The organism is Microbacterium sp. UBA1612 (assembly GCF_002321605.1).
Lineage (GTDB): Bacteria > Actinomycetota > Actinomycetes > Actinomycetales > Microbacteriaceae > Microbacterium > Microbacterium luteum.
This window is the reverse complement of sequence record NZ_DCMW01000023.1, coordinates 127,321-149,117: the sequence shown is the minus strand read 5'-3', so window position 1 is coordinate 149,117 and position 21,797 is coordinate 127,321. Positions and strand designations below refer to the sequence as shown.

Here is a 21,797-nt window from a genome sequence, read left to right as displayed (position 1 = left end):
TCAGACCGCGCCGAGCTCCCGGAGCGCTCCGGCGAGCGATCGGATGCTGGAGTGGTCCCACATCAGCTCGGGGTCGATCTCGATGCCGTACTCGTCTTCGATGTCGCCGCAGAGGGTGAGCGCGTACACGGAGTCGAGCCCGATGTCGGAGAAGTCGGTGTCGAGGGTGAAGTCGCCGGCATCCTTCTTGCCGTAGGCGACGATACGGCCCGCGAGCCAGTTCTCGACAGCCGCTCCGGTTTCGGTGACGCTCATGTCGTCGTCCTTTCTGTTCGGGATGCGAACACCCCGCTGTTGTCGAAGGTCAGGGATGTGTCTGCGGCGGCTCGGCGATCCACCTCCGTGGCGAGGTGCTCGATCGCGTCGGCCTGCAACGCGTCGCGCCGGCCGGCGCGTCGCGCCGCCAGCCGATCACGCACGGCCCGGCGCAGGGGCGCTGGCGCACCCGCCGCTGCCTTTTCGAGGGACTCCGCTGCTTCCTCGAAGAGCTCGACCCCGTCACCAGGTGTCGCCGTCGACATCCGGTGACGGGGAGTTGAGATCAGTCGCATGCTCGTCACATCCCGCACGAGGGTCTCGACGAGTTCATACGGCTCGACCCGCGCGAAGAACGTCGAACCGAAGAGCACGGAGAGCGCGCGCATGGCGTCGCCGAGCAGCGTCGGCACGAGTTCGAGAGCCGAGACGTGCCGCCCGGCGAGTGCGGCGGCGGCGATCGCGTCGGCGAGCAGGAGGTCCGCGAAAGCCCCCGCCACGAGCCCTCGCGCGTGCGGAAGATCCCAGACGGCACCGCCGTACAGCGCCCTGCCTCGGGCATACGGGACCGCCAGCCGCAGCGCGGTGTCGACGGTGCCGCACCAGGCCGATGCGAGCATCGCCTGCGCCTGGTCGTCACCGGCGGGGTCGACGTTCCAGGTGGCGAGAACCGGGGCGTCGCGCAGCTCGAGCGCACAGAACCGCAGACCGCGCAGCCCCGTCGTCGACCGCGGCGTGACGACGGCGAGCGCGCCGTCGAGCCCGATCAGCGTGGCGGCCGCTCCCCTGCGCACGACGACGCACCGAGACTCCAGCGGAACGGCGACGAGCGGGAGGACACCGCTCACGCGCCAAGCGACCGTCTGCGGATCGGAAGCGATCTCGCCGGCCTCCACCGCGACGGCGATAGGACGCAGCGACAGCAGCTCCCGGGCCACGAGTCCCGCGGCGGGTTGCGTCCACACGCCGGCCGCGGCCAACGCGGCAAGTCCGCCGAGTTCCGCTCCGGCCGCCGCATCGCGGCGGAACAGCGCCCGCAGCTGCGCAGCGACCTCCGACGGTCCGCCACCCGCCCCTCCCCACATCTCGGGCACGAGCTCGAACGCGAGACCGTGATCGTCGAGCACTGCGCGCCGCACCTCGGGCGTCACCCGCGTGATGTCCTCCGAGGCGACGACATCGGCGAAGCGGATGAGGCCGGCATCGGTGCGCGGGTCACCGAGCGCCGTCTCGAGGCGAGAGGCCACCACGACCCCCGCGACCTCGTGCGCGCTCGAGGAGACGACCGTCATGCGCCACCTCGACCCTGTGCGCGCCACTCCGGAAGAAGGCTGATCGATCCGCCGACGGCGAGCTGCTGCAGCTCGGCGGCGGGCAACGTGCCGATGTCGATGGCGAGCCGCCCCGTGACGCGCGCGAGCGCGGCGCGCAGCCAGAGGTCGCCGTTCCATGCGTCGCCGCTCGCGTGATCCCGATTGGCGACGAAGACGGCGATCGCTGCGGCGCCGGCGAACACCGACGTGACCTGCTCGGCGAGCGCAAACTGCGCCACCGGCGGACGCGCCGCGCGCTCTGTCTCATGCACGCGCACGGCAAGCTCGCGCCAGACCCCCACAAGGGCCCGCGCAATCTGCACCGCCTCGGGATGGGCACGCCCGTCGTCGAGCCGTTCGACGAGATCGGGCAGCGAGCGCAGCAGGCGCGACCCCCGCCGGGTGACCAAGCGCAGACCAGACATGTCGAACGCGCCCGCATCCCGATCGAACGCGAATGCGTCGACGTCGCCCGCTTCCTCGTCGACTCCGCGCGCGATGTTGGGCAACTCGTTGATGACGACGTTGAGGTTGACGACGGAATTGCCGTCGAAGATGCTCACGACCTTCGCGTCGCGCGCCACCTTCTCCCAGGCCGCACCCGGCCCGTCCTCCAGCAGCACGTTGACACCGAGAGCGTACGAACCATCGCGGATGACGCCATCGACGAGATCGGGAACCAGCACCTTCACGAACGCACTCGTCAGCGCCATCTCCGCCGGTGCGACGTGGAACAGCCGCGCACCGGCGAAGGCCACCGCCTCCGCGAGCAGCATATCGGCGGCTCCGCGAGCGATCACCGCCGCGTCGACACGGGATGCCGCGAGGCACGCGAGCGCCTGGTCACCCGCCCCGAGCGACAGCGCCGCGCACAGCGTGCGTGTGACCTGCAGGCTCTTCAGCACGATCTCGATTCCCTGCCCCGGCGCACCGACGCGCCGATCGCCCGGCACGACGGTTCCGCCGAAGTCGATGCCGCTGATATCTGCTCCGCGGATGCCGTGCAGCGGCCGCCGCGCACGGTACGACAGGGTCGCCGGGTCGACCTCGGTCTTGTCGACGAGCACGAGCGACAGGGCGCGCGGTCCGGGCTTGTCCTCGGTGCGGGCCAGCACGGTGATCGCGCGACCCCGCGTGGCGTTTCCGATCGGCCACTTGTGCCCGTCGAGGCGGATGCCACCGCCGGCGCTCGCCGCCGCCGTCTGCGATGCGGCGAGGTCGCTCCCCCGGTCCTTCTCGGTCAGCCCCCACGACACAGCTTCACCCGCGCCGACGATCCGCGCCATGTGCGTCGCGCTGTCGTCGGCGGCCGCCCACGCACTGATCGCCCCGAGCACGGTCTTGCCGTGTCCGACGGCGACCGTCAGATCCCGCGCGGCGACGGTGCGCATGAGGAGCAGTAGCTCGAAGACGTCGCGCAGACCGCCGCCGAATGCCTCGGGCACGTAGCGCCGCGGCAACCCCCACGCGTCGAGCGCAGCGACGGCTTCGGCGGGGAACGCCCGGTCGTGGTCACGCTCGAGCGTCACCGCGAGCGGCATCCGCCCACCGGGGTCCGCGGGATCGCCGAGGTACGCGTCCAACTCCGCCGCGCGCCCGTAGGCATCCACAATCACCGGCGTCACGGTCTCGACGGTCGCGCTCATGTCACCGGCACATCGAGCGCGCGTTCCCCGTCGACGGTGATCCCGTCGACCGCCGCAAGCGTGAGGTCGCCGGCAAGCAGCTCCGCACGCGCACGGCGCCGCTGGATCTTGCCGCTGGTGGTGCGCGGCAGCGTGCCCTTGCGCAGCAGGGCGATCCCGACGCTCGGCAGACCGAACTCGCTCATGACGGCACGGCGCACGTCGCGCACGAGCGCGTCGGCGTCTCCACTCGCGAGCGTGCGCGGGTCGACCTCCACCGCGACGCCCACCTCGGTGGGCTGATGCTCGTCGAGCGCGAACGCGGCGCTGAGACACGACGGGTCGGTGCCGACGACGGCGGATGCGGTGGCTTCGACATCCTGCGGAAAGACGTTCCGTCCGTGCGAGATGATCAGGTCTTTCAGCCGACCTGCGACGACGACCTCCCCCTCGATCATCGCGCCGAGATCGCCGGTGCGCAGGAACGGATCGTCGGTACCCGGCACGTGGAAGCCGTATACCTCGGCGGTCGCATCGGGGCGCCCCCAATAGCCCTGGGTCACGCTTGGTCCGCTGACCCAGATCTCCCCGATGCGACCGTCGGGAACCGGTGTGCAGGTGGCGGGGTCGACGATCGCGACGGTCGACCCGGGCACGGGCGGCCCGCACAGCACGAGGTCGACCGATCGGTCATCGACCGCCGGCAGCAGGTCACCGCGCTCGATGCCGCCGAGATCGGCCGACAGCGAGCGCACCTCCCGCCCGGAGGCGGCCGAGATGATGAGTGTCGTCTCGGCCATGCCGTAGGCGGGGATCATGGCCGCCGGGTCCAATCCTGCAGCGGCGAACCGGCTCGTGAACGCCTCGACCGTGGAGGTCTTGATGGGTTCGGCTCCGGTGACGATGTGCGTGAGAGACGACAGATCGAGTTCGGCGAGCTGCTCGTCGGTGACCACCTGCGCACACAGGCGGTAGGCGAAGTCGGGGGCGACGGTGAAGGTGCCGCGGTGCTTCGCGATGAGGCGCAGCCACATCAGCGGCCGACGCAGAAAGCGCGAGGGAGAGGTGAGGATGGAGTCGACCCCGGCGTAGATAGGCCGCAGCAGCAGGCCGATGAGCCCCATGTCGTGATAGTGCGGCAGCCACCCCACCCAGACCGCGTCGGGGCCGTCGTGCACGGTCGCCCCGATCGCCTCCTCGTTGGCGACGAGGTTGCCGTGCGTCACGACGACGCCCTTGGGCACACCGGTGGATCCGGATGTGTACTGCAGCAGAGCGATGCTGTCCGCGGTGATCTCCGGTGCCGTCCAGGCGTCGGCCAGCGAGAGGTCGGGCTCGCCGAGCTCCCGCACGAGCGCCGGCCCGAGGTCGGCCTCGTCGAACAGGGGCCGGGCGGCGGCGTCGGTCAGCACGAGGCGTGCCCCGGAGTCGGCGGTGATCGTCTCGATGCGTTCGATCACGCTCCGCGGGTTGCGCCCGACCGTGACGGGAACCGGCGCGATCGTCATGCCGGCGTAGAGGGCGGCGTACACCGACTCCGCGAACCCGAGGCCCGGTTCGAAGCCGAGCACAGCGACGTCTCCGACGCCGAATCCGAGACGCATCAGCTCGACCGCCCGGGCCCGCGCCCGCTCGTCGAGTTCGGCGTAGCCCCGACGCACCGAGGTCTTCTCATCGGTGTAGAAGCGGATGCCGCGGTCGTCACCGGCGCGCGCCGCGGTGGCCTGCATGGCATCGAGATATGTTGCCGGAACGATCATTGCGACCCCCAGATTCGCGTGACTCGTCATTCAGCTGGGCGCCGTCGGCCAATGACGGCATGCTAAGCGCCTGCCGTCACGCGCCGGAAGTGATGTGCGCAGGTGTTCACACGATCGCAACAACCTGCTGTCACAGTGTGCGCATCCGCGGAGGGGGAACGCACATGACACGACGGCCCGCACGACGCCCGCACGCCGAATTCATGCAGGTGTGGGAGGAGGGCTACGTCGGCACGACCGAGACCTTCGTTTCGATGCACATGCAGGGGGTGGCGGTGCTCGACGGCGGCACGCTGCGCCGGCCAGACGGATCCCTCGACCGGCGGGCGATCACCGCCTGGGCCGAGTCCGCGACGACGGCGGTGCCCTACGCTCACCTGCGGCTGCAGCGCTCATTCCTCGGTCTCGTTCCCCCAGCGTGGGTGCCGGCCGGCATCCGCATCGACGATCACGTGCGCTTCGGCACCGAGACCGCGCTGTCCGACGACAACCTCCGCACTCTCATCGGGTGGGAGGAGGGACCCCTCGACGCCGACAAACCGTTGTGGCGCCTGCAGGTGACGCCCCTCACCGACGGTCGCGTCGCGCTCGGCATCCTCATGCATCACGCCGGCGGCGATGCGCTGCGCACGCTCACCTTCCTGCGCGCGCTGACGACATCGAAAGCGGATGCCGCCCCCGACCCCGGCGAGCCCCTCTTCCGTGACGAGCGCCCGGCCGGGCCGATCGAGCTTCCCCTGCTCGCGTGGACGACCTGGTGGCGTGCGTCGCCGGACATGCGCGGTCGCGTGCGGGCGTATCTGCGCAAGCCGGCGCTCCGGCGCGCGCGGCGCGTGGCTGCACGGGTCAGCCGGCGCCTCAGGGATCGCCCGGCCCGAGCGGTGACCACGCATTCCGGACACCGCACCCTCGACGCGAGCATCGTGCAGCAGACGGCCACCGAGCTCGACGGAACGATGAACGACCTCGTCGTGGCCGCGGCGATCCATGCCGGCAGGGCCCAGGGCGGCCCGGTGCGGGTGCGGGTTCCGGTGCTGCGCAAGCCCACCGAGGGCAGCCGCAACCGCGTCGCCGACGCCGCGATCCATGGCGACCGCTCGGGCTCGTCGGCAGATCTCGTCGCCACGGTGAAGCGGCAGCTGGCAGACGCCCGCGCCGGCACCCACACGCCGCCGGTCCCCGCGCGCGAGATCGGCTACGCGACGCTCGTGCCCTGGGTTTCGCGCACCCGGTTCCTGCTGGGCGCGTCGCTCGACGAGGTCATCGTGCTCCCCGCCTCCCTGCCGCACGACGAGCAGTCGATGTTCGCGATCCTCTACGACGGTCGCCTCACCCTGACCGCGACTGCCCAGCAGTCGACGCCGCTCCCTCCCCTCCTCGACACCCTCGCCACCTTCCTCACCGCGTCCCCTTCTGGCCGTTGAGCGAGCCGCAGGCGAGACGAAACGCACCCCCACCCACACCCGCCTCTCCCCGGTCGTTGAGCGAGCCGAAGGCGAGACGAAACGCGCCGCCACCGGTTACCACCAGGTAAACAAATCCTGAACCACGGGTGAACGGCTCTATACTCCCCGGCAAACGATGATCGTTAGGCGTCGCCTCCGTGCGAAGCAGCATGCGGCAGTCGACACCGCGAGGACCACTGGGGAGGTCCACGGATGTCTGTCTTCACCGCGCTTGCGCACGAGGGGAAATGGCTGTTCCGCAATCAGCGCTCGGTGGTGCTCATCGCCGCCATGGTGCTCGGCGTCGATGTGGCCCTGGGGCTCATCCACGTCGTGGTGATGGTCGGCTGGGATGCGCCGAACGTGCTGCGCGTCGACATGGACGGCAGCTACGGCGAGGCGTACCAATACGTGAAGTACCTGTGGGTGGTGGTGCTGCTGGCGATGTTCGCCGTCGCGCGCCGCAGCTGGTCCGTCGCCGCGTGGATCCCGCTCTTCCTGTACTTCTTCGTCGATGACGCGTTCATGGTGCACGAGGTGGTCGGCTTCGTCTACGCCATGCAGCCGTGGGCGTTCGGCATCGGCCCCGTCGGGCCGCAGACGTTCGGCGAACTCGCCGTGTCGGGTGTGGCCCTGCTGGTGTTCGCGACACCGATCGTGATCGCCTATCTGAGGGCGGATGCGCGCACTCGACTGATCCATCGCACCATCGCACTTCTCGTCGCGACGCTGCTGGTGTTCGCGGTGCTGGTCGACATCGTGCACTCGTTCTTCCTCGATATCCGTCTCATCGACCGCTCGCTCGGGTTCGTCGAGGACTCCGGCGAGATGGTGGTGCTCTCGCTCGTGGTGATCTACCTCGTGCGCATCAACGTCGACGCGAAGCGTCTCCCGGCGGCGGCGCCCGAACCGATCCGGCGCAGCCGACGCACGCAGCCCGCGTTCGGCGCGTCGTGACCCCGTAGCACGTCGGTCCCGGCTGTTCTCGCCCTGGGGATTGTGCGCCTCGTTACGTCTTCGCTCGTGGTAAACACGGTCTGTGAACTGGGGAATGCTGCGAAAGATCAAGGCGATACACGTGGTTTCCGTGCTCCTCGCTGCGGCGGTGGCGGTTATCGTCGCCCTTCTGCTGCGCGATGTCGACCTGTCTCCGCACGTGGCGTTCGCTCGCGAGCACGCGGCTCTTGCCGGCGCTGTCATCGCCCTGGCATCGTTGGTGACCGTCACGTTCGCCACATGGATGAACTGGCGTGCGACGCGCCGCCAGGCGACACTCGAGGCACGGACCAAGTGGTCCGACGACACCGTCGCCGAGCGCAAGCTGATCTCGAAAATGCTCGGCCCGCGCGAATTGACGTCCGCTCAGGCGCAGGCTCTCGCAGAAGGGAGCGCCGAGCGTCCAACACGGCCGATCCGCATCCTGGGAGTGATCGTGCGCCGCGGAACCACGCCGCCGCTGTTCACCGACACGGAGCGAACCAATCTCGTTCACGCCGCCGTCGCGGTCCTGAACGGGCTTGAGCGGCTTGCAGTGGGCGTGGAGCTGGGGGTTTACCGCCGGGCGGTGCTGGTGGACGCCGGCGGCACGATCATCAAGCGCACCTTCGAACGATTCGAACCGTACATCGCCATCCGCCGCACCCACCCGGAGCCGCAACGCCGCCAGGAGAAGGCATACGTGGCGTTGGAGAAACTGGCGATGCAGATCCGATACAAAGAAGTTGACGCCGAGAGACTCGAGTCTCTGCGGCGCCAACCTTAAGAGTCAGGGCGGAGGGCGTCTCAGTCGACGTCCTCTTCTTCGAATCGCTTGCTCATAGCTTCCTTCTTCCCAGACAGAGGTTCGAACTTACCCGATCGTACCCCGAATGGCCCGATCTTGGAGGTCGTTCACAGGCGAGTTCATGTGCAGCGATTCTGAGGCATGCGCACCCTTGAGCGCTACCCCCGTCTGACGAACAGGTGCCGGGGCAAAACGTAACCCGCGCGACACAGTCCGCTCCCTATGCTGTGGACGTGCACCGTCGTTGAGTTCGCTCTTCGCCGATGTATTTCGTTCCTGGGGAGATCGAAATGAAAGGCACATCGTGTCGACGATAGAAAACGACACGACAACGACGTCGCCGGACTCACCGACCATAGGTGCGCCCGGGCAGGGGGCTCCGACGCCGGCCGCGACGGCCGACGCAGCGCACCCCTCGACGACGTCTGCGTCGCGCTGGCGCACGCACTACGCGCGGCGGCTGTGGTTCAGCGACCTGTTCGTGCTCGTCTGGGTGGTCTTCGGCGCCCAGCTCGTGTGGTTCGGCACGGGCAACGTCGATCTCGCGATTCATGAGAACGCCGCGATCAGCGCGGTGTCGTACTGGCTGTTCTCGACGGCACTGGTGCTGGCGTGGATGTGGGCACTGACCCTCATCGATTCCCGCAGCGATCGCGTCATCGGCCATGGCACCACCGAGTACATCAGGGTGGCGAACGCGAGCCTGACGCTCTTCGGCTTCATCGCGATCGCCTCGTTCCTGCTGGGCATCGAAGTCGCCCGCGGCTACCTGCTGCTGAGTCTCCCGGCGGGTGTGCTCGTGCTCGTGCTCGAGCGATGGCTGTGGCGGCACTGGCTGATCGCACGGCGGTCGATGAAGGAGTACTCCGCGCGGGTGCTGCTCGTCGGCTCCGCGCAGTCGGTCACCCAGATCGCCCACGAGCTGCAGCGCACGCCCGCCGCGGGCTATCTCGTCGTCGGAGCGTGCGTTCCGAACGCCGCGGTGGCCTCGACGATCGCAGGCACTGATATCCCCGTCATGGGCTCGGTCAACGCCGTCGATCGCGCGATCGCCGCCACCGGCGCCGACACGGTCGCCGTCACCAGCACCGACGACCTGCCGCCGGACAAGGTCAAGCAGATCTCGTGGAGCCTCGAAGCCGGCAAGCAGCACCTCGTGCTCGCGCCGAGCATCATCGACGTCGCCGGGCCCCGACTGCACACGCGCCCGGTCGCGGGTCTCCCCCTCATCCACGTGGAGACGCCTCGGTTCAGCAAGGGCCAGCTGTTCCTGAAGCGCATGGTCGATCTCATCGCGAGTGTTCTCGGGGTGATCGCGCTGAGTCCGGTGCTGGCGTTCCTCGCCATCACGGTGCGGCTGTCGAGTCAGGGGCCGGTGCTGTTCCGACAGACCCGCATCGGCCTGCGCGGTCGCAAGTTCACGATGCTGAAGTTCCGCTCGATGGTCGTCAACGCCGAAGACATGCTCGAGAACCTCGCCCGCCAGCAGCGCGATTCGGGCAACGAGGTGCTGTTCAAGATGACGGATGACCCCCGGGTCACGCCGGTCGGCAAGATCATGCGCAAGTTCAGCCTCGACGAGCTGCCGCAGCTGTTCAACGTGATCGGCGGCTCCATGTCGCTCGTCGGCCCGCGGCCGCCGCTGCCGTCGGAAGTGGCGCAGTATGCCGATCACGTGCACCGCCGCTTCCTCGCGAAGCCCGGCATCACCGGCCTCTGGCAGGTGAGCGGCCGTTCCACCCTGTCCTGGGATCAGTCGGTGCGTCTCGACCTCTCCTACGTCGAGAACTGGTCACTGCTCAGCGACATCGCGATCCTGCTGAAGACCGCGAAGGCGGTCGTGAGCCCGGGCGAGACGGCGTCCTGAGGTCGGGCTCTCCCGACGAACTCCTGGAGTATCCATGCACAGGCGAGCCGAGCAATACGAAACGCGCCCCACAACACACACACGCCCCACCCGGTCGTTGAGCGACCGAAGCGAGACGAAACGTCCCGCCACGCGCTCCTGCCCGCTGACCCGGGTCAGAAGGGCGCGACCACCTCACCGGCTGTGTCCTGAGCCGGGGGTGGATCGGGCATGAACACCACCCGCGGTGGCGGATCGTCGACGTACTCCAACCCCGACGGCGCGGTAAACCGCAACCTTCCACCGGGTTCTTGCACGACCGTCCACCCGGCCGCTTGCTTCATCGCATGGTGCCGTCTGCAGAACGCCCCGACATTGTTGACATCGGTCTTCCCGCCCAGAGCCCAGTCCTCGCGGTGGTCCCAGTCGCAATCACGGGCGGGGCGCCGGCACCCGGGGAACCGGCACCGGATATCCCGCGCCACCAGGTACCGCTTCTGCTCCGCGGTCACGAACCTCCGGTCCACGGCGAGCACCGCGCCCGTGATCGGATCGAGGAACACCCGATCGAAACTCGGAACGTTCCCGGCGAGGATCTTCGCCGTCTCGGGGTCGACGGCGCACTTCCCGTCCAGTTCTGCTCCACCGGTGGTGGTTCCCGCGAGGGTCGTCGCCGGCACCGTGACCTGCACGTGAGCCCGAATCGCGCCCAACCCACCATCGACGGCACCCCCGGTCGGGTCAACGGACGGTGAGGAGGTGAGCAACATGTCCAACAGCAGGTCGGCGCGGATCTGATCCAACGTCCGCTCGTCAAACCAGATGGAGGACTCGGTCTCGTCACCACCATTGGTCCCGCACGACTCCCCCGGCTCGTCCAATCCGAAACTCGCGCCAGTGTCCTTTGGCCTCATCTCGCCACCGCCCCGCGAAGACTCCGGCTGCTTACCATCGCGGCCGTCGGCGTCACCCCCGGCGGCGTCGCGCTCGGCGGCTTCCCGGCGGGCGGCGCGGTCGGCGGCTTCGCGGCGGGCGGCACGGTCGGTGGCCTTGATCGCCTTCCCCTGCCGAGTGAGCCGGTCGTGCACCCCGTGAACTTCGACTGACGGCCCGATCACCCCGAGCATCGACATCCCGTCGCGCAGATCCTCGACCCACACCCGCCGGTCCAGCACCGCCTCATCATGACGATCCTGCATCGTCTTCGGGTTGTGCTTCTCCGCTACCTGCTCCGCAAACGGCCTCACCCGCCCGGCAGAGGTCGTCTCGGCATAAGTCAACACCTCGGCCTCATACGCCCGACGCGCTTCATCATCAGCCAGATCGGCGCCGGCGTCGACGATCACCCGCACGTGCGCGCGCGATACCCGTCCCTCACGCCACGCCTCCCACGACGCCGCGAACTGCGTCACCGTGCGATGCGCCTCGAACAACTGCGACTGCAACGTGCGATCACTGACCCGCGCGTCCACCGCTAGCTCCGCGGCCATCGACCGCAACGGCATCTCCCGCTCCCGCGTCGACGCATCACGCAACCGCGCCGTCTGCTCCTGCGTCAACGCGTACGCGTCCGCGTGCGTGCGCTCCAACTCGGCGAGCGCGTATGCGGCGAGAGCTCGAAATCGACTCGCCTCGGCGACGAGTTCACGCGTACGGAGAGCATCCGCCTCGCGCTGCTTTTCGTCGCTCATTTTCGCCCCGATCCGTTGCTTCGATCTGCTTTCAGACTAGGGAGGGCCACCGACATTCCAGCCCACAAAAGCGCCGATTGCACGGGAAATCGACAAACTTCTTCACGAGACCATGCCTTTCCGCCGAGACCATGCCTTTTGCGCACTCGAACCCGGGCGCTGACGCATGACTCACTCGCCTCCCCCGCCCATCTGCCGTCATCTCGACCGCCATCCCCCGTCGCGAACCGAGCGCACCGCGGGCGCCCCACCCACCCGCGCACGAGATCCCTATACCCTGCGGAGCCCCGTTCCCCTACTGTGGGCGCCACCGATGGTGCAACGAGGGGGTTCGGGATGCGGCGCTTCAGCCAGCTGGGTGTCTCCGCGACGATTGCCGCGGCATTGCTCCTGATCACCGCCGCTCCCGCGGCCACCTCCCCAGCCACAGCCACCACCCTCACCGCCGCTCCCGCGGCCGCCTCCCCAGCCTCAGCCACCATCCCCGCAGCAGCCTCCATCACCGCGACGTCCACCCTCACCGCAGCCAACGCAACCGCAACCCCCGCCACCGCCGTATCAATCACCTTCACCCCCAACACCCTCACGGCGGTCCGCGGCGAGACGGTCGCGACGGCGCTGTCGATCGACAACGGCTCCGACCAGCCGATCACGCAGCTGCGGGTCGGCGAGATCTCCCGCGACGACATCACGATCGAATTCGCGCCGCAGCCGCAGATCATCGGCGACGACGCCTCAGCGTCGATGCCGGCAGGCGGGTCGCTACTTCTCCTCGCCGAGGTCACCGTGGTCGCACAGCTCCCCGGGCCGACGACGCTCGTCGCTGACGTCACCTACCGTCTCGGTGACACCCTCCGCCAGGAGGCCGCGACGCTCACCGTCACGCCGGCGACATGGCCGACGGCCGCGCCGGGCCCTCTCGCCGTCACCGCACAGGGCCCCACGTCGCTCATCGACACCCGAGCGACAGACCTGATCTTCTCGATCACGAACTCCAGCACGGCGGAGCAGACGATCGAGTCGGCGGTCATCACCTACCCCTCTTTCCTCACCGTCTCTGTCAGCGGCGAAGACGCGACCGGCGAGCCCGGCCACTTGCGCCTCACCGACCCGATCGTGGTCGCGCCCGGCGGCGGCGTGACGCTCCTGGTGAGTGTCGAGGCCGACGACGGTGTGCGCCCGGGCACGGCGTTGATCGTGCTCGATCTCGGCTACTCCCAGCTCGACTCGTCGACGACGGGCTTCGCCTCCGCCAGCCATTCGCTGACGGTGAGCGTGTTCGGCGAGTCGGATGTCACCACGGTCTTCACCGCCGCCTTGGCACCGGCGTTCTGGATCGTCCCGGGTGTGCTGTTCGTGCTGGTCGTGTGGGTTCTGTACACGCGCGTGTCGCCCAAGAAGCGGTTCGACCTCACGAGCGGATCCGGCCTCGCCGCCACCGCCGCGCTGGGCATCGTCTCGCTCTTCCCGGCCTTCCTGTTCCCGGTGGTCTACAACGCGCTGTTCGACCGGCAGTTCCCGGATGTCTACGGGTTCTCGGATGTGGTGGGCCTCATGGTCTTCGCCCTCGCCGCCGGGGTGGCGGTCTGGTTGCTCCTGGTGCTGGCTCACCATCTGATCAGATCGTTCCGTTTCGAGCCGGGCGATTCACCGGCGCGGTTGCTGTGGAAGATGCGGTGGCGTCCGCGTCAGCTGAACATCCCGTCGGCGACGGTGCGAGCCGAAGACGGCACCGCGCAGACGGCGATCGTGCTTCGTTCCGGCTTCGACATGGCGTTGGTGGCGCCGGTGATGCAGGTGAGCGGTGGCAATCCCGACGACCTCGATGCCGCGATCACCGCACGGAGCGCCCGCGCCCTCTACCGGGCGCTGCGCCGCGGCCGCCCGGCAAGCACGATCGCCTTCGTTCCCGACGGAGCGTCGGTGCGCGAGGTGAAGACATCGGCCCTGTCGGATCACGGAACGATTTCTCCGGTGCAGCTGACATGAAATGACCGGGCCGAAGCCCGGTCAAGGCCCGCCATCGGGCGGCCCCAATCCGTCGTGAGAACGACGGTTGTTCAGTCACCACCTGATTACCACCAACGGAGGCACCATGGCAACGATCGAGCGGATGCTCATCAGCTTCACGCTCTCTTCCGCTCTCCCCGATCTGATCGCTTCGGGCGGCGGACTGGCACAGCGCTCTGCCTACGTGCGGGCGTTCGATTCCGGAATGCTCGGCACGACGCCCGTCGCTCCCCCGTGGACGGTCGACCCCGAGCCCAGCCGGTACTGGGCGTCGACGGTACCGAGCAAAGATGCGGCGGGAGCGTGGGAGAAGCAGGCTCCGTTGAAGAGTCCCGACACGGTCACCGTCGACAACACGACCCCCGGCGTGACGCTGACCGCCGAACGGTATGCGCACCCCGGCGGAGCGAGTGTGGCTATCACCGCCACCGTCGACATCACCCTCCAGCCAGACGACGCGGTCGACCTGCACGCGCGCATCGCAACCGAACACGTGGTCACGGATGCCTCCGGCAACGAGCACTCCATCAAGGCGACCCTGCACTGGCTCCTGGATGCATGGGAGGAGGAGCTCTTCGGCGCAGCACGAGGGCGCTCCCATCGCGATCCAGACCCCACGATCGTGACCACCGTGGTCGGCACGAGTGCGCCCTTCACCACAGCCCAGGCGACTCGCCTGCTGAGGAGCTTCTGCTACCCGGGCCAGCCGCCAGGGTGGACGGCGGTGATCCCCTCAAAGAGCGGAAAGGGCAACGACTCGGTGCGGATGGCGGGCGCCCGCAGCCGGGCGATCTGGTCGCCGGCCCGGGCGTTGTCGACGAAGGACCGAACGTCGCTGGAGTGCTACCACGCGAATCAGGTGCGCGGTGCGCTGCACGCGAACCAGCTGCTCGCTGTCGTGGACTCGACTCCGGCCGACGTGCATGTCGCGCCGCTGCCGGCGCAGGAGCTCGCCCGACGGTCGACGATCAACCTGCGTTGGCTGCACGGCGCAGCCAACGTGAAGGTCTACCACTCGCATTTCACGCGTATCGCGATCGACGACTCCACCCTGATTCCAAAGCTGAACGCCCTCGCGGCGACCTTCTCCCTCAACCCCCCGCTGCCAACCCCCAACCCCGCGGTGGTTGAGTAGCCGCCGACCACCCCGGTGGTTGAGTAGCCGCCAAGGGCGGCGTATCGAAACCCCGCAACCCGCACCCCTCAACCGCCCACCCCAAAACGACGCGCCACCCCCGATGCACGCGCGTATCCCCCAAAGAGGGGACAGACAAATATGGGTCGATCACGTTAACTTCTGACTGCACCCACCCTCGCCGTCCTGGATGCACGCGTGTATCCCGCTATGCTCGACGAGTTGTCACCGGATGAGATCCGTCTCATCAGGGGGGCACTTCGTTCTGTTGGGGAGAACCAGAAGTGAAAGGCAATCGTGTCGATTCTTGATCGCGACACGACAACGACGTCGACAGATGCAGCAGCAACACCGATGACCGCGGCCAGCTCTGCGCAGCCGTCACGCCCATCGCCGAAGCAGCGCAACTGGCGCAGGCGCTTCGCGCGTCGCCTGCGAGTGAGCGATCTGTTCGTGCTCATCTGGGTCGTCTTCGGCGCGCAGATCGTGTGGTTCGGAACCGGCAACGTCGATCTGGCGATCCACGAGAACGCCGCCATCACTGATGTCTCCTACTGGATGTTCTCTGCCGGCCTCGTCGTGCTCTGGATGTGGGCGCTCAGCCTGATCGACTCCCGCAGCGAGCGGGTGATCGGCACCGGCACGGCTGAGTACGTGCGGGTTGCGAACGCGAGCCTCACCCTGTTCGGCTTCATTGCGATCGCCGCTTTCCTCCTCAAGGTCGAAGTCGCTCGCGGGTATCTCCTTCTCAGCCTCCCCGCCGGAATCCTCGTGCTGGTCTTCTCCCGGTGGATGTGGCGACAGTGGCTCATCGCCCACCGCTCGATGAACGAGTACTCGGCACGGGTGCTCCTCGTCGGCTCCCCCGACTCCGTGACCCAGATCGCACGCGAGCTGGAGCGCACGCCTTCGGCGGGCTACGCCGTGGTCGGTGCCTGCACGACCTCGAACGCTCGCGCCCTCACTCTTCGGAACGGCACGCTCCCCGTTCTCGGTGGCATCGACGACGTCGAGAGGGCACTCGCCACGACCGGTGCCGACACCGTCGCCGTCACCAGCACCGACGAGCTGCCTCCTGACAAGGTCAAGCAGATCTCGTGGCGACTCGAGGCCGGCAAGCAGCACCTCGTGCTCGCCCCGAGCATTGTAGACATCGCCGGCCCGCGTCTTCACACGCGCCCGGTTGCGGGCCTTCCGCTGATCCACGTCGAGACTCCTCGATTCACGAAGGGACAGCTCTTCCTCAAGCGCATGGTCGACCTCGTCGCCAGTGTGCTTGGCGTGATCGTTCTCAGCCCGCTCCTCGCCTTCCTCGCCATCACAGTCCGGCTCTCTAGTGAGGGCCCCGTCTTCTTCCGCCAGACCCGCGTCGGCATTCAGGGCAAAGAGTTCACCATGATCAAGTTCCGCTCGATGGTCGTCAACGCCGAGGAGCTGCTCGAGAAGCTCGCCGAGCAGCAACGCGACGCCGGCAACGAGGTGCTCTTTAAGATGCAGAACGACCCGCGGGTCACACCGATCGGGCGGATCATGCGTAAGTTCAGTCTCGACGAGCTCCCCCAGCTCTTCAACGTAATCAGCGGCTCGATGTCGCTCGTCGGCCCGCGACCGCCCCTCCCGTCGGAGGTAGCACAGTACGCCGATCACGTGCATCGACGGTTCATCGTGAAGCCCGGCATCACCGGCCTCTGGCAGGTCAGCGGGAGATCGACGCTCTCGTGGGAAGACACCGTTCGTCTCGACCTCTCCTACGTCGAGAACTGGAGTTTGCTAGGCGACCTGGCAATCGTTGCGAAAACCGCTGGAGCGGTACTGCGCCCGGGAGCAACTGCGGCGTGAAGCATTACCTACATGATCTGAATGCGCGTGAACCTTCTTCCTACCGATCACGGATCAGCCGCGGCATAACTTCGATGCGTGCGCGCGCCATGATCCATACCGCACTGCACTCGTCGAACTCGATTGCTCTCCCCGGGCGAGCATTCTCCGAGAAGCTGCACCGGAGCATCGCCGCGTGGGCCCGAGAGGGAAGACTGCAGGCGCGACAGCGGGGGACAAGGGGAGCCATAGCTAAGCGCGAGAGGCGCCGATTTCCCCACCCCGAAGGCCGACCGGCACCGCGAGGAACAGAATACCTCGCTCATGGAAAGGAACCGCATTGCCTTCAGTCGCAATAATCGGCACACGTGGCTACCCGAGCTATTACGGCGGTTTCGAGACTGCAGTCCGCAACCTCGCGCCATACCTGGCCGATAGAGGCTGGGCTGTCACCGTATATGGCCGCCCAGGGGCCACGAAGTTGGACGACTCAACCCGAGACGGGCGCGTGCGCGTTATCGAGACGTGGGGCATCGAAACAAAATCTCTGAGCACTCTAACCTTCGGCATGACTGCGGCCCTTCATGCTGCACGCGAGAAGCCCGATGTCGCGCTCGTCATGAATTGCGCGAACGGCTATTGGCTCCCACTCCTCAGGCGCGCCGGAATACCGACCGTCATGAATGTGGACGGAATCGAGTGGGACCGAGCTAAGTGGGGCCGTCTCGCTAAGTGGATGTTCTATAGAGGCGCACGGATGACCGCGAAGTACGCCGATCGTCTGGTCTTTGACGCGCACGAGATCTCCCGACGCTGGGACGTCGAGTTCAACCGCGACGGAGACTACATCCCGTATGGTGGCGACACCGTTAGCGAGGAGCTTCCGGTCGAAGAAGGGCTAGTGCATCGCGGCTATACGCTTATGGTGGCTCGTTTCGTTCCAGAAAACACGGTGCCGCAGTTTTTCGATGCCGCTCCGGCAATAGCCGAGTTCACGGACGTCGTGCTCGTCGGATCGTCCGGGTACGGCGGCGAACTTGACGATCGGGCGCGCGAACTTGCAGCGATACACCCGCGGATTCACTGGTACGGGCATATAAACGACGATCGTCGGCTGTTCTCGCTCTGGCAACATGCGGCTGCATACTTCCATGGTCACAGCGTTGGTGGAACAAACCCAGCTCTGGTACAGGCGATGGCGATGGGCGCACCCACGATCGCACGCGATACACCCTACAACCGCGAGGTTCTGCGCGGCTCTGGGCGATACGTAGAGCCAAACCCAGATTCGATCACCCGAGCCGCCAAGGCACTCTCAGCCGACAGAGAAGAGCAGAACCGGATGTCTGTTGAAGGAAGACGACGCGCTTTAACGCACTTCACGTGGAAGCGAGTTTGCTCCCTATATGAGAGCTCGCTTTATAGGGCATTTGGTCGCGTCAAAGCGGAACACTCGAGCGAATGACGTCACGCATTGGTCCCACCACCCCGCCCAGGGTGCACGGAAATCCGCAGCAAAAAAGCCGAGGTGTATAAGTCTTGTCTCCAGTAAAAGTTCTTGTATTGTGGGCGGATCCTGATTCCCCCAATTTGGGCGTACGCGCTCTCGCACAAGGCATTCGCGACCTTCTGCCGGATAGCGCGTCCGTAACGTTTGCGAGCCATCGCAAGCCTCTCGATTCAGGCTCGCTCTCGCTAAAGCGCTTGGGAATTGCCGCCGTGTGGCCATGGGGACAGGTCAAGTCTGAACTTGCGCAATACGATCTCATCATCGATGTCGGAGAAGGCGATAGTTTTGCGTCAATATATGGAGCAAAGCGCTTCGCTAAGATGCTCGCTGGCAAGCTCGCGGCAGCAAATGCTCGACGCCCTCCGATCCTCGCTCCCCAGACTCTGGGTCCGTGGGAAAGTGCATGGAGCAGATCAGCAGGCCGTCTCGCCATGAAGAAAGCAAAGGCAGTCTGGGCGCGAGACTCAGACTCGCTGGCGCGAGCGAGAGCAGCTGGCTTCGAAGGAGTAATGCTTGGTTCGGATCTTGTTTTTGCGATTCGCGATCAGCCGGAGCGAACGCCTTCGAACGGGCTCGTATTGAACGTTAGTGGGCTGCTTTGGGAAGAAAATCGTCACGTCGACTCTCGGGTCTACCAGGCGACCGTGCGGACGATCATCGAGAAGCAGATCGAACGCGGTTCACCCGTATCTCTTCTGCCGCACGTCCTCGCGGGCGGGGAGCGTGACGACGACACGGAGATATCGGAGATGCTCGGGAGCGAATACCCTGACTTGAAGGTTCACCGCCCCACAACCCTCGGAGCCGCGAGAAGCATAGTCGCTGGCGCAACTGTCCTCGTAGGAAGTCGAATGCACGCGTGCTTGAACGCCTTGAGCTTAGGCGTTCCCACAGTGCCTCTCGCATACTCTGACAAATTCGATTCTCTGTTCCGTGACCTCGGATACAACCACGTTCTAGACCTTCGCTCGAACGACTTTCGTGTCGAAGCGGTACTAGACCTCGTAGGCGACAATCAGCTCGCGATAAGCGCACGGCGAGCGCGCGCCGAGGGGCAACGACGTATCGCAAAGTTCGCAATCGAGTTCGGAGAGTAATGGCTAGGAATATTGGCGACCCGACAGCGGTTACCAATGGGGACCTTTGCGTTGGGTGTGGCGTTTGCGCACTCGCGTTCCCCAAGAAAGTCTCCATGTCCCGTGGGTCCAACGGGTTCGAGGAGGCGCACCTGACGGCGGGAAGTGAGCTGACCCCCGACGAATCGGATCAGTTCAGGCGGTTCTGTCCAGGCCTAGGTTATGAGCGCCCCCGCCGAACAGGCGGACCGCAATCGACTGCCATGTGGGGAAATGTCATTGAAGCTCGCGAGGCGTGGGCAAGTGACCGCGATGTACGACGGACAGGGAGCAGCGGCGGCGCAATCACAGCGATCGCTGGCCACCTGATTGCGTCCGGCAAGGTCGAAGCAGTTCTCGGGATTGCTGAAGGAAGCGAGCCTCTAACGAACGAAATGCGCGTCATTCGGAGTGTTGACGCATGCGCGACCTTGAGCGGATCGCGATATTCACCGGCCACCCCATTCCAGCACCTCGGTGATCTCGGCACGGGCGCGCGGATAGCGGTCGTCGGGAAGCCGTGTGATATCGCGGGACTGCGCCGCTTCCTGACTTCTCATTCAGAGGACGGCTACCCGACCGTCGTCGTCTACCTCAGCTTCTTCTGCGCAGGAACTCCGAGCTGGAAAGGCACTCGGGAGGTACTTTCCCGTCTCGACGTCGATGGACGCGAGCTTGAGTCTCTGCGGTATCGCGGCAACGGGTGGCCGGGTAAGTTCTCTGTGCAGCTTCGCGGTGGTGAAGAACGATCGATGCCGTACGAGAAGTCCTGGGGCCAGATCTTGAACAAGCACCTGCACACGAGGTGCAAACTCTGCCAGGACGGAATGGGCTCACAAGCCGACATCGTCGCGGCGGACAGCTGGGAGACGGACGAGCGCGGTTACCCCCTATTCACGGAGAGCGAAGGTCGCAGCCTGCTCGTCTCCCGCACCCCGGTGGGTGAGCAAATCGTCCAGGAAGCGCTTGCACTCGACGCAATCTCCGCCAGGCCAGCCGACATTCAGTCGCTTGGAAATGTTCAGCCCTCTCAGCGAACCCGTCGCGAAGTAGGAGCAGCCCGAGGCCTGGGATATCGACTCGGCGGACACTCCGTCCCGTCATGGAGAGGCGTCCCACGCTGGAGATGGTTGGCGCGGCGGCCGATACTATCGATCCGTCAATTCGTCGGAGCGTTCCGGCGGGCACGTCGCGAGAGGCGCGTTTCGATTTGAAACGTCAAGCCATCCATCTGATGGGCAACCTCGCGCCGATGCTGTCGGGACTTCTGACCGCGCCGATGACCGCGCGTAGCCTCGGCCCCGGGGGGCGCGGTGAGGTGACGATCATCATGCTCATCTCCGGCGTTGTGATAATCGCGGCTGGCTTTGGATTCGGATGGCTGGCGCGACACAGTGTGGGTACGGATCGCTTCTCGATCACGTTCTGGCGCGAGAGCGCATTGAAGGCTTCGCTTTTGGCAATTCCCGTCTCTCTAGGCGTAGGTGTCACAGCGGCGCTCGTCCTCCGATTCGACTTCTCCGCGACCATCGCCACGCTAGTCCTCATGACACTCAGCGCAATGGCCTCGTTGAGAAGCGTTGATGCAAATGTGCTTGTGGCGATAGATCGACCAGCCACCGTCGGCGCTGTCAACCTGTCTGGCGCTGCTATCACCCTGATAGTCGTGGTCGCGGCGTTCTTGATGGGCACGCTAAATGTCACCGTCGCGATCTACTCCAACGCGGCCGGGATCGTCGTCCAAGTCGCCCTTCTTACTTTCGCACTGCGCAGGCTTCTCGCGCCCCAACTTGACCGATATCGTGATCGTAAACTACAGATGAAGTCAGACCCGGAATATCGTGGGCGGCGCATGTTTGACCGAGCCTCACGCTCATGGGCATCGCAGGTGATCGACGCACTAGTACTCAAGACCGACACGGCGGTTTCTTTGAGCGGCGGCTCCACGCGACAGGTTGGCCTCTACTCGGCCGCCGCGCTCATACCGCAGGTCGCATACGCCATCGTCCTCACCATCATTCAGCGGTCTTACGCTAAAAGCCCCGCCGTCTCGCCTGTCGATCGGCTGCGGTTGCTACAGCAGACCTGCACTATGCTCGCTGTCGTACTGGTCATCGCTGGCGCGCCTACTGCATACTTCTTTCTTCCGTGGTTCCTCGGGCAGGACTTCGTATCGGCGCGCGCCTACATACCTGCTGCGTGCGCGGCGACGCTTGGACTAGCAGTAATCGCACCCGTGATTCAGTTCACATCGTCAGGCAGACAGTCGCTCTGGCCCCTGACAGCCATCTCCCTCTCTGCGTTGGTCATGGGAAGCGCACTGGGCACTATCAGCAACATTTCTCTCGGAATCTTCGCCGCGGGAATCGTGCTCGCGGCGGGTGCACTCGCCTACTCCTTTGCGCTTGCCGGAAGAAGCCTTCTGAACGTCAGCTTTCGAGGCCTAGTCGCACACTTCAAGGGAGGACTAGAAGGTGATTAGGAGGCTTAA

Annotated in this window: 16 protein-coding genes and 1 pseudogene; 12 read left to right on the top strand and 5 right to left on the bottom strand. The window is 66.3% G+C overall.

Features of this window, described 5'->3' with window-relative positions:
- The 4 genes from B3S45_RS10375 to B3S45_RS10360 are packed head-to-tail and all read right to left on the bottom strand — an operon-like array spanning position 1 to position 4,953.
- Complete coding sequence (locus tag B3S45_RS10375) at positions 1-255, bottom strand: acyl carrier protein (protein ID WP_194383709.1); 255 nt, start codon at positions 253-255, stop codon at positions 1-3.
- Complete coding sequence (locus tag B3S45_RS10370) at positions 252-1,547, bottom strand: acyl-CoA/acyl-ACP dehydrogenase (protein ID WP_194383710.1); 1,296 nt, start codon at positions 1,545-1,547, stop codon at positions 252-254. The genes B3S45_RS10375 and B3S45_RS10370 overlap by 4 nt, the downstream gene beginning before the upstream one ends.
- Complete coding sequence (locus tag B3S45_RS10365) at positions 1,544-3,214, bottom strand: acyl-CoA dehydrogenase family protein (RefSeq protein ID WP_286720455.1); 1,671 nt, start codon at positions 3,212-3,214, stop codon at positions 1,544-1,546. Before B3S45_RS10365 ends, B3S45_RS10370 begins: the two co-directional genes overlap by 4 nt.
- Complete coding sequence (locus tag B3S45_RS10360) at positions 3,211-4,953, bottom strand: fatty acyl-AMP ligase (protein WP_286720453.1); 1,743 nt, start codon at positions 4,951-4,953, stop codon at positions 3,211-3,213. Before B3S45_RS10360 ends, B3S45_RS10365 begins: the two co-directional genes overlap by 4 nt.
- 164 nt (positions 4,954-5,117) lie before the next feature.
- Between B3S45_RS10360 and B3S45_RS10355 the strand changes: the two genes are divergently transcribed.
- From B3S45_RS10355 to B3S45_RS10340, 4 genes are all read left to right on the top strand, one after another.
- Positions 5,118-6,377, top strand: coding sequence for a wax ester/triacylglycerol synthase domain-containing protein (locus B3S45_RS10355; RefSeq protein WP_286720451.1), 1,260 nt, complete (start codon positions 5,118-5,120; stop codon positions 6,375-6,377).
- Positions 6,378-6,611: 234 nt separating this feature from the next.
- Positions 6,612-7,355 (top strand): hypothetical protein, encoded by a 744-nt coding sequence (locus tag B3S45_RS10350; protein ID WP_286720449.1) that lies wholly within the window; start codon positions 6,612-6,614, stop codon positions 7,353-7,355.
- An 82-nt stretch (positions 7,356-7,437) separates the two neighbouring features.
- Positions 7,438-8,160, top strand: coding sequence for a DUF4760 domain-containing protein (locus tag B3S45_RS10345; protein WP_286720447.1), 723 nt, complete (start codon positions 7,438-7,440; stop codon positions 8,158-8,160).
- 322 nt (positions 8,161-8,482) lie between these two features.
- A complete protein-coding gene (locus B3S45_RS10340) occupies positions 8,483-10,048 on the top strand; it encodes a sugar transferase (protein ID WP_414683089.1) in 1,566 nt (521 codons plus the stop codon).
- A gap of 155 nt (positions 10,049-10,203) precedes the next feature.
- Here the strand turns inward: B3S45_RS10340 and B3S45_RS10335 are convergent, their stop codons facing one another.
- Positions 10,204-11,718, bottom strand: a complete 1,515-nt coding sequence (locus B3S45_RS10335) for an HNH endonuclease signature motif containing protein (RefSeq protein WP_286720444.1) — start codon at positions 11,716-11,718, stop codon at positions 10,204-10,206.
- 336 nt (positions 11,719-12,054) lie between these two features.
- Between B3S45_RS10335 and B3S45_RS10330 the strand changes: the two genes are divergently transcribed.
- The 8 genes and pseudogenes from B3S45_RS10330 to B3S45_RS10305 all read left to right on the top strand — a co-directional run bounded on the left by B3S45_RS10330 (position 12,055) and on the right by B3S45_RS10305 (position 21,788).
- Positions 12,055-13,707: a hypothetical protein gene (locus B3S45_RS10330; RefSeq protein WP_286720441.1), complete on the top strand. Its 1,653-nt coding sequence runs from the start codon at positions 12,055-12,057 to the stop codon at positions 13,705-13,707.
- Between the two features lie 106 nt (positions 13,708-13,813).
- The gene (locus B3S45_RS10325; RefSeq protein WP_286720439.1) at positions 13,814-14,863 is read left to right on the top strand and encodes a hypothetical protein; all 1,050 of its coding nucleotides are present in this window, start codon (positions 13,814-13,816) and stop codon (positions 14,861-14,863) included.
- A 354-nt stretch (positions 14,864-15,217) separates the two neighbouring features.
- Entirely contained in the window at positions 15,218-16,702 is a 1,485-nt protein-coding gene (locus B3S45_RS10320) for a sugar transferase (protein WP_286720438.1), read from the top strand.
- Positions 16,703-17,021: 319 nt separating this feature from the next.
- Positions 17,022-18,146, top strand: a complete 1,125-nt coding sequence (locus tag B3S45_RS10315; protein ID WP_286720436.1) for a glycosyltransferase — start codon at positions 17,022-17,024, stop codon at positions 18,144-18,146.
- Positions 18,147-18,220: 74 nt separating this feature from the next.
- Positions 18,221-19,288 (top strand): polysaccharide pyruvyl transferase family protein, encoded by a 1,068-nt coding sequence (locus B3S45_RS10310; RefSeq protein ID WP_349675995.1) that lies wholly within the window; start codon positions 18,221-18,223, stop codon positions 19,286-19,288.
- Positions 19,288-19,710, top strand: a pseudogene (locus B3S45_RS14680) (coenzyme F420 hydrogenase/dehydrogenase beta subunit N-terminal domain-containing protein); the annotation flags it as partial. The gene B3S45_RS10310 and the pseudogene B3S45_RS14680, both read left to right, overlap by 1 nt.
- 123 nt (positions 19,711-19,833) lie before the next feature.
- A complete protein-coding gene (locus B3S45_RS14675; protein ID WP_414683088.1) occupies positions 19,834-20,520 on the top strand; it encodes a Coenzyme F420 hydrogenase/dehydrogenase, beta subunit C-terminal domain in 687 nt (228 codons plus the stop codon).
- Complete coding sequence (locus B3S45_RS10305; RefSeq protein ID WP_286720435.1) at positions 20,409-21,788, top strand: lipopolysaccharide biosynthesis protein; 1,380 nt, start codon at positions 20,409-20,411, stop codon at positions 21,786-21,788. Before B3S45_RS14675 ends, B3S45_RS10305 begins: the two co-directional genes overlap by 112 nt.
- Positions 21,789-21,797: the final 9 nt, after the last annotated feature.

Excerpts from the sequence above, each read along its gene's own strand:
- B3S45_RS10375 (WP_194383709.1), bottom strand. The coding sequence starts at position 255 with ATGAGCGTCACCGAAACCGGAGCGGCTGTCGAGAACTGGCTCGCGGGC.
- B3S45_RS10370 (WP_194383710.1), bottom strand. The coding sequence starts at position 1,547 with ATGACGGTCGTCTCCTCGAGCGCGCACGAGGTCGCGGGGGTCGTGGTG.
- B3S45_RS10365 (WP_286720455.1), bottom strand. The coding sequence starts at position 3,214 with ATGAGCGCGACCGTCGAGACCGTGACGCCGGTGATTGTGGATGCCTAC.
- B3S45_RS10360 (WP_286720453.1), bottom strand. The coding sequence starts at position 4,953 with ATGATCGTTCCGGCAACATATCTCGATGCCATGCAGGCCACCGCGGCG.
- B3S45_RS10355 (WP_286720451.1), top strand. The coding sequence starts at position 5,118 with ATGACACGACGGCCCGCACGACGCCCGCACGCCGAATTCATGCAGGTG.
- B3S45_RS10350 (WP_286720449.1), top strand. The coding sequence starts at position 6,612 with ATGTCTGTCTTCACCGCGCTTGCGCACGAGGGGAAATGGCTGTTCCGC.
- B3S45_RS10335 (WP_286720444.1), bottom strand. The coding sequence starts at position 11,718 with ATGAGCGACGAAAAGCAGCGCGAGGCGGATGCTCTCCGTACGCGTGAA.
- B3S45_RS10330 (WP_286720441.1), top strand. The coding sequence starts at position 12,055 with ATGCGGCGCTTCAGCCAGCTGGGTGTCTCCGCGACGATTGCCGCGGCA.
- B3S45_RS10325 (WP_286720439.1), top strand. The coding sequence starts at position 13,814 with ATGGCAACGATCGAGCGGATGCTCATCAGCTTCACGCTCTCTTCCGCT.
- B3S45_RS10320 (WP_286720438.1), top strand. The coding sequence starts at position 15,218 with ATGACCGCGGCCAGCTCTGCGCAGCCGTCACGCCCATCGCCGAAGCAG.
- B3S45_RS10305 (WP_286720435.1), top strand. The coding sequence starts at position 20,409 with ATGGAGAGGCGTCCCACGCTGGAGATGGTTGGCGCGGCGGCCGATACT.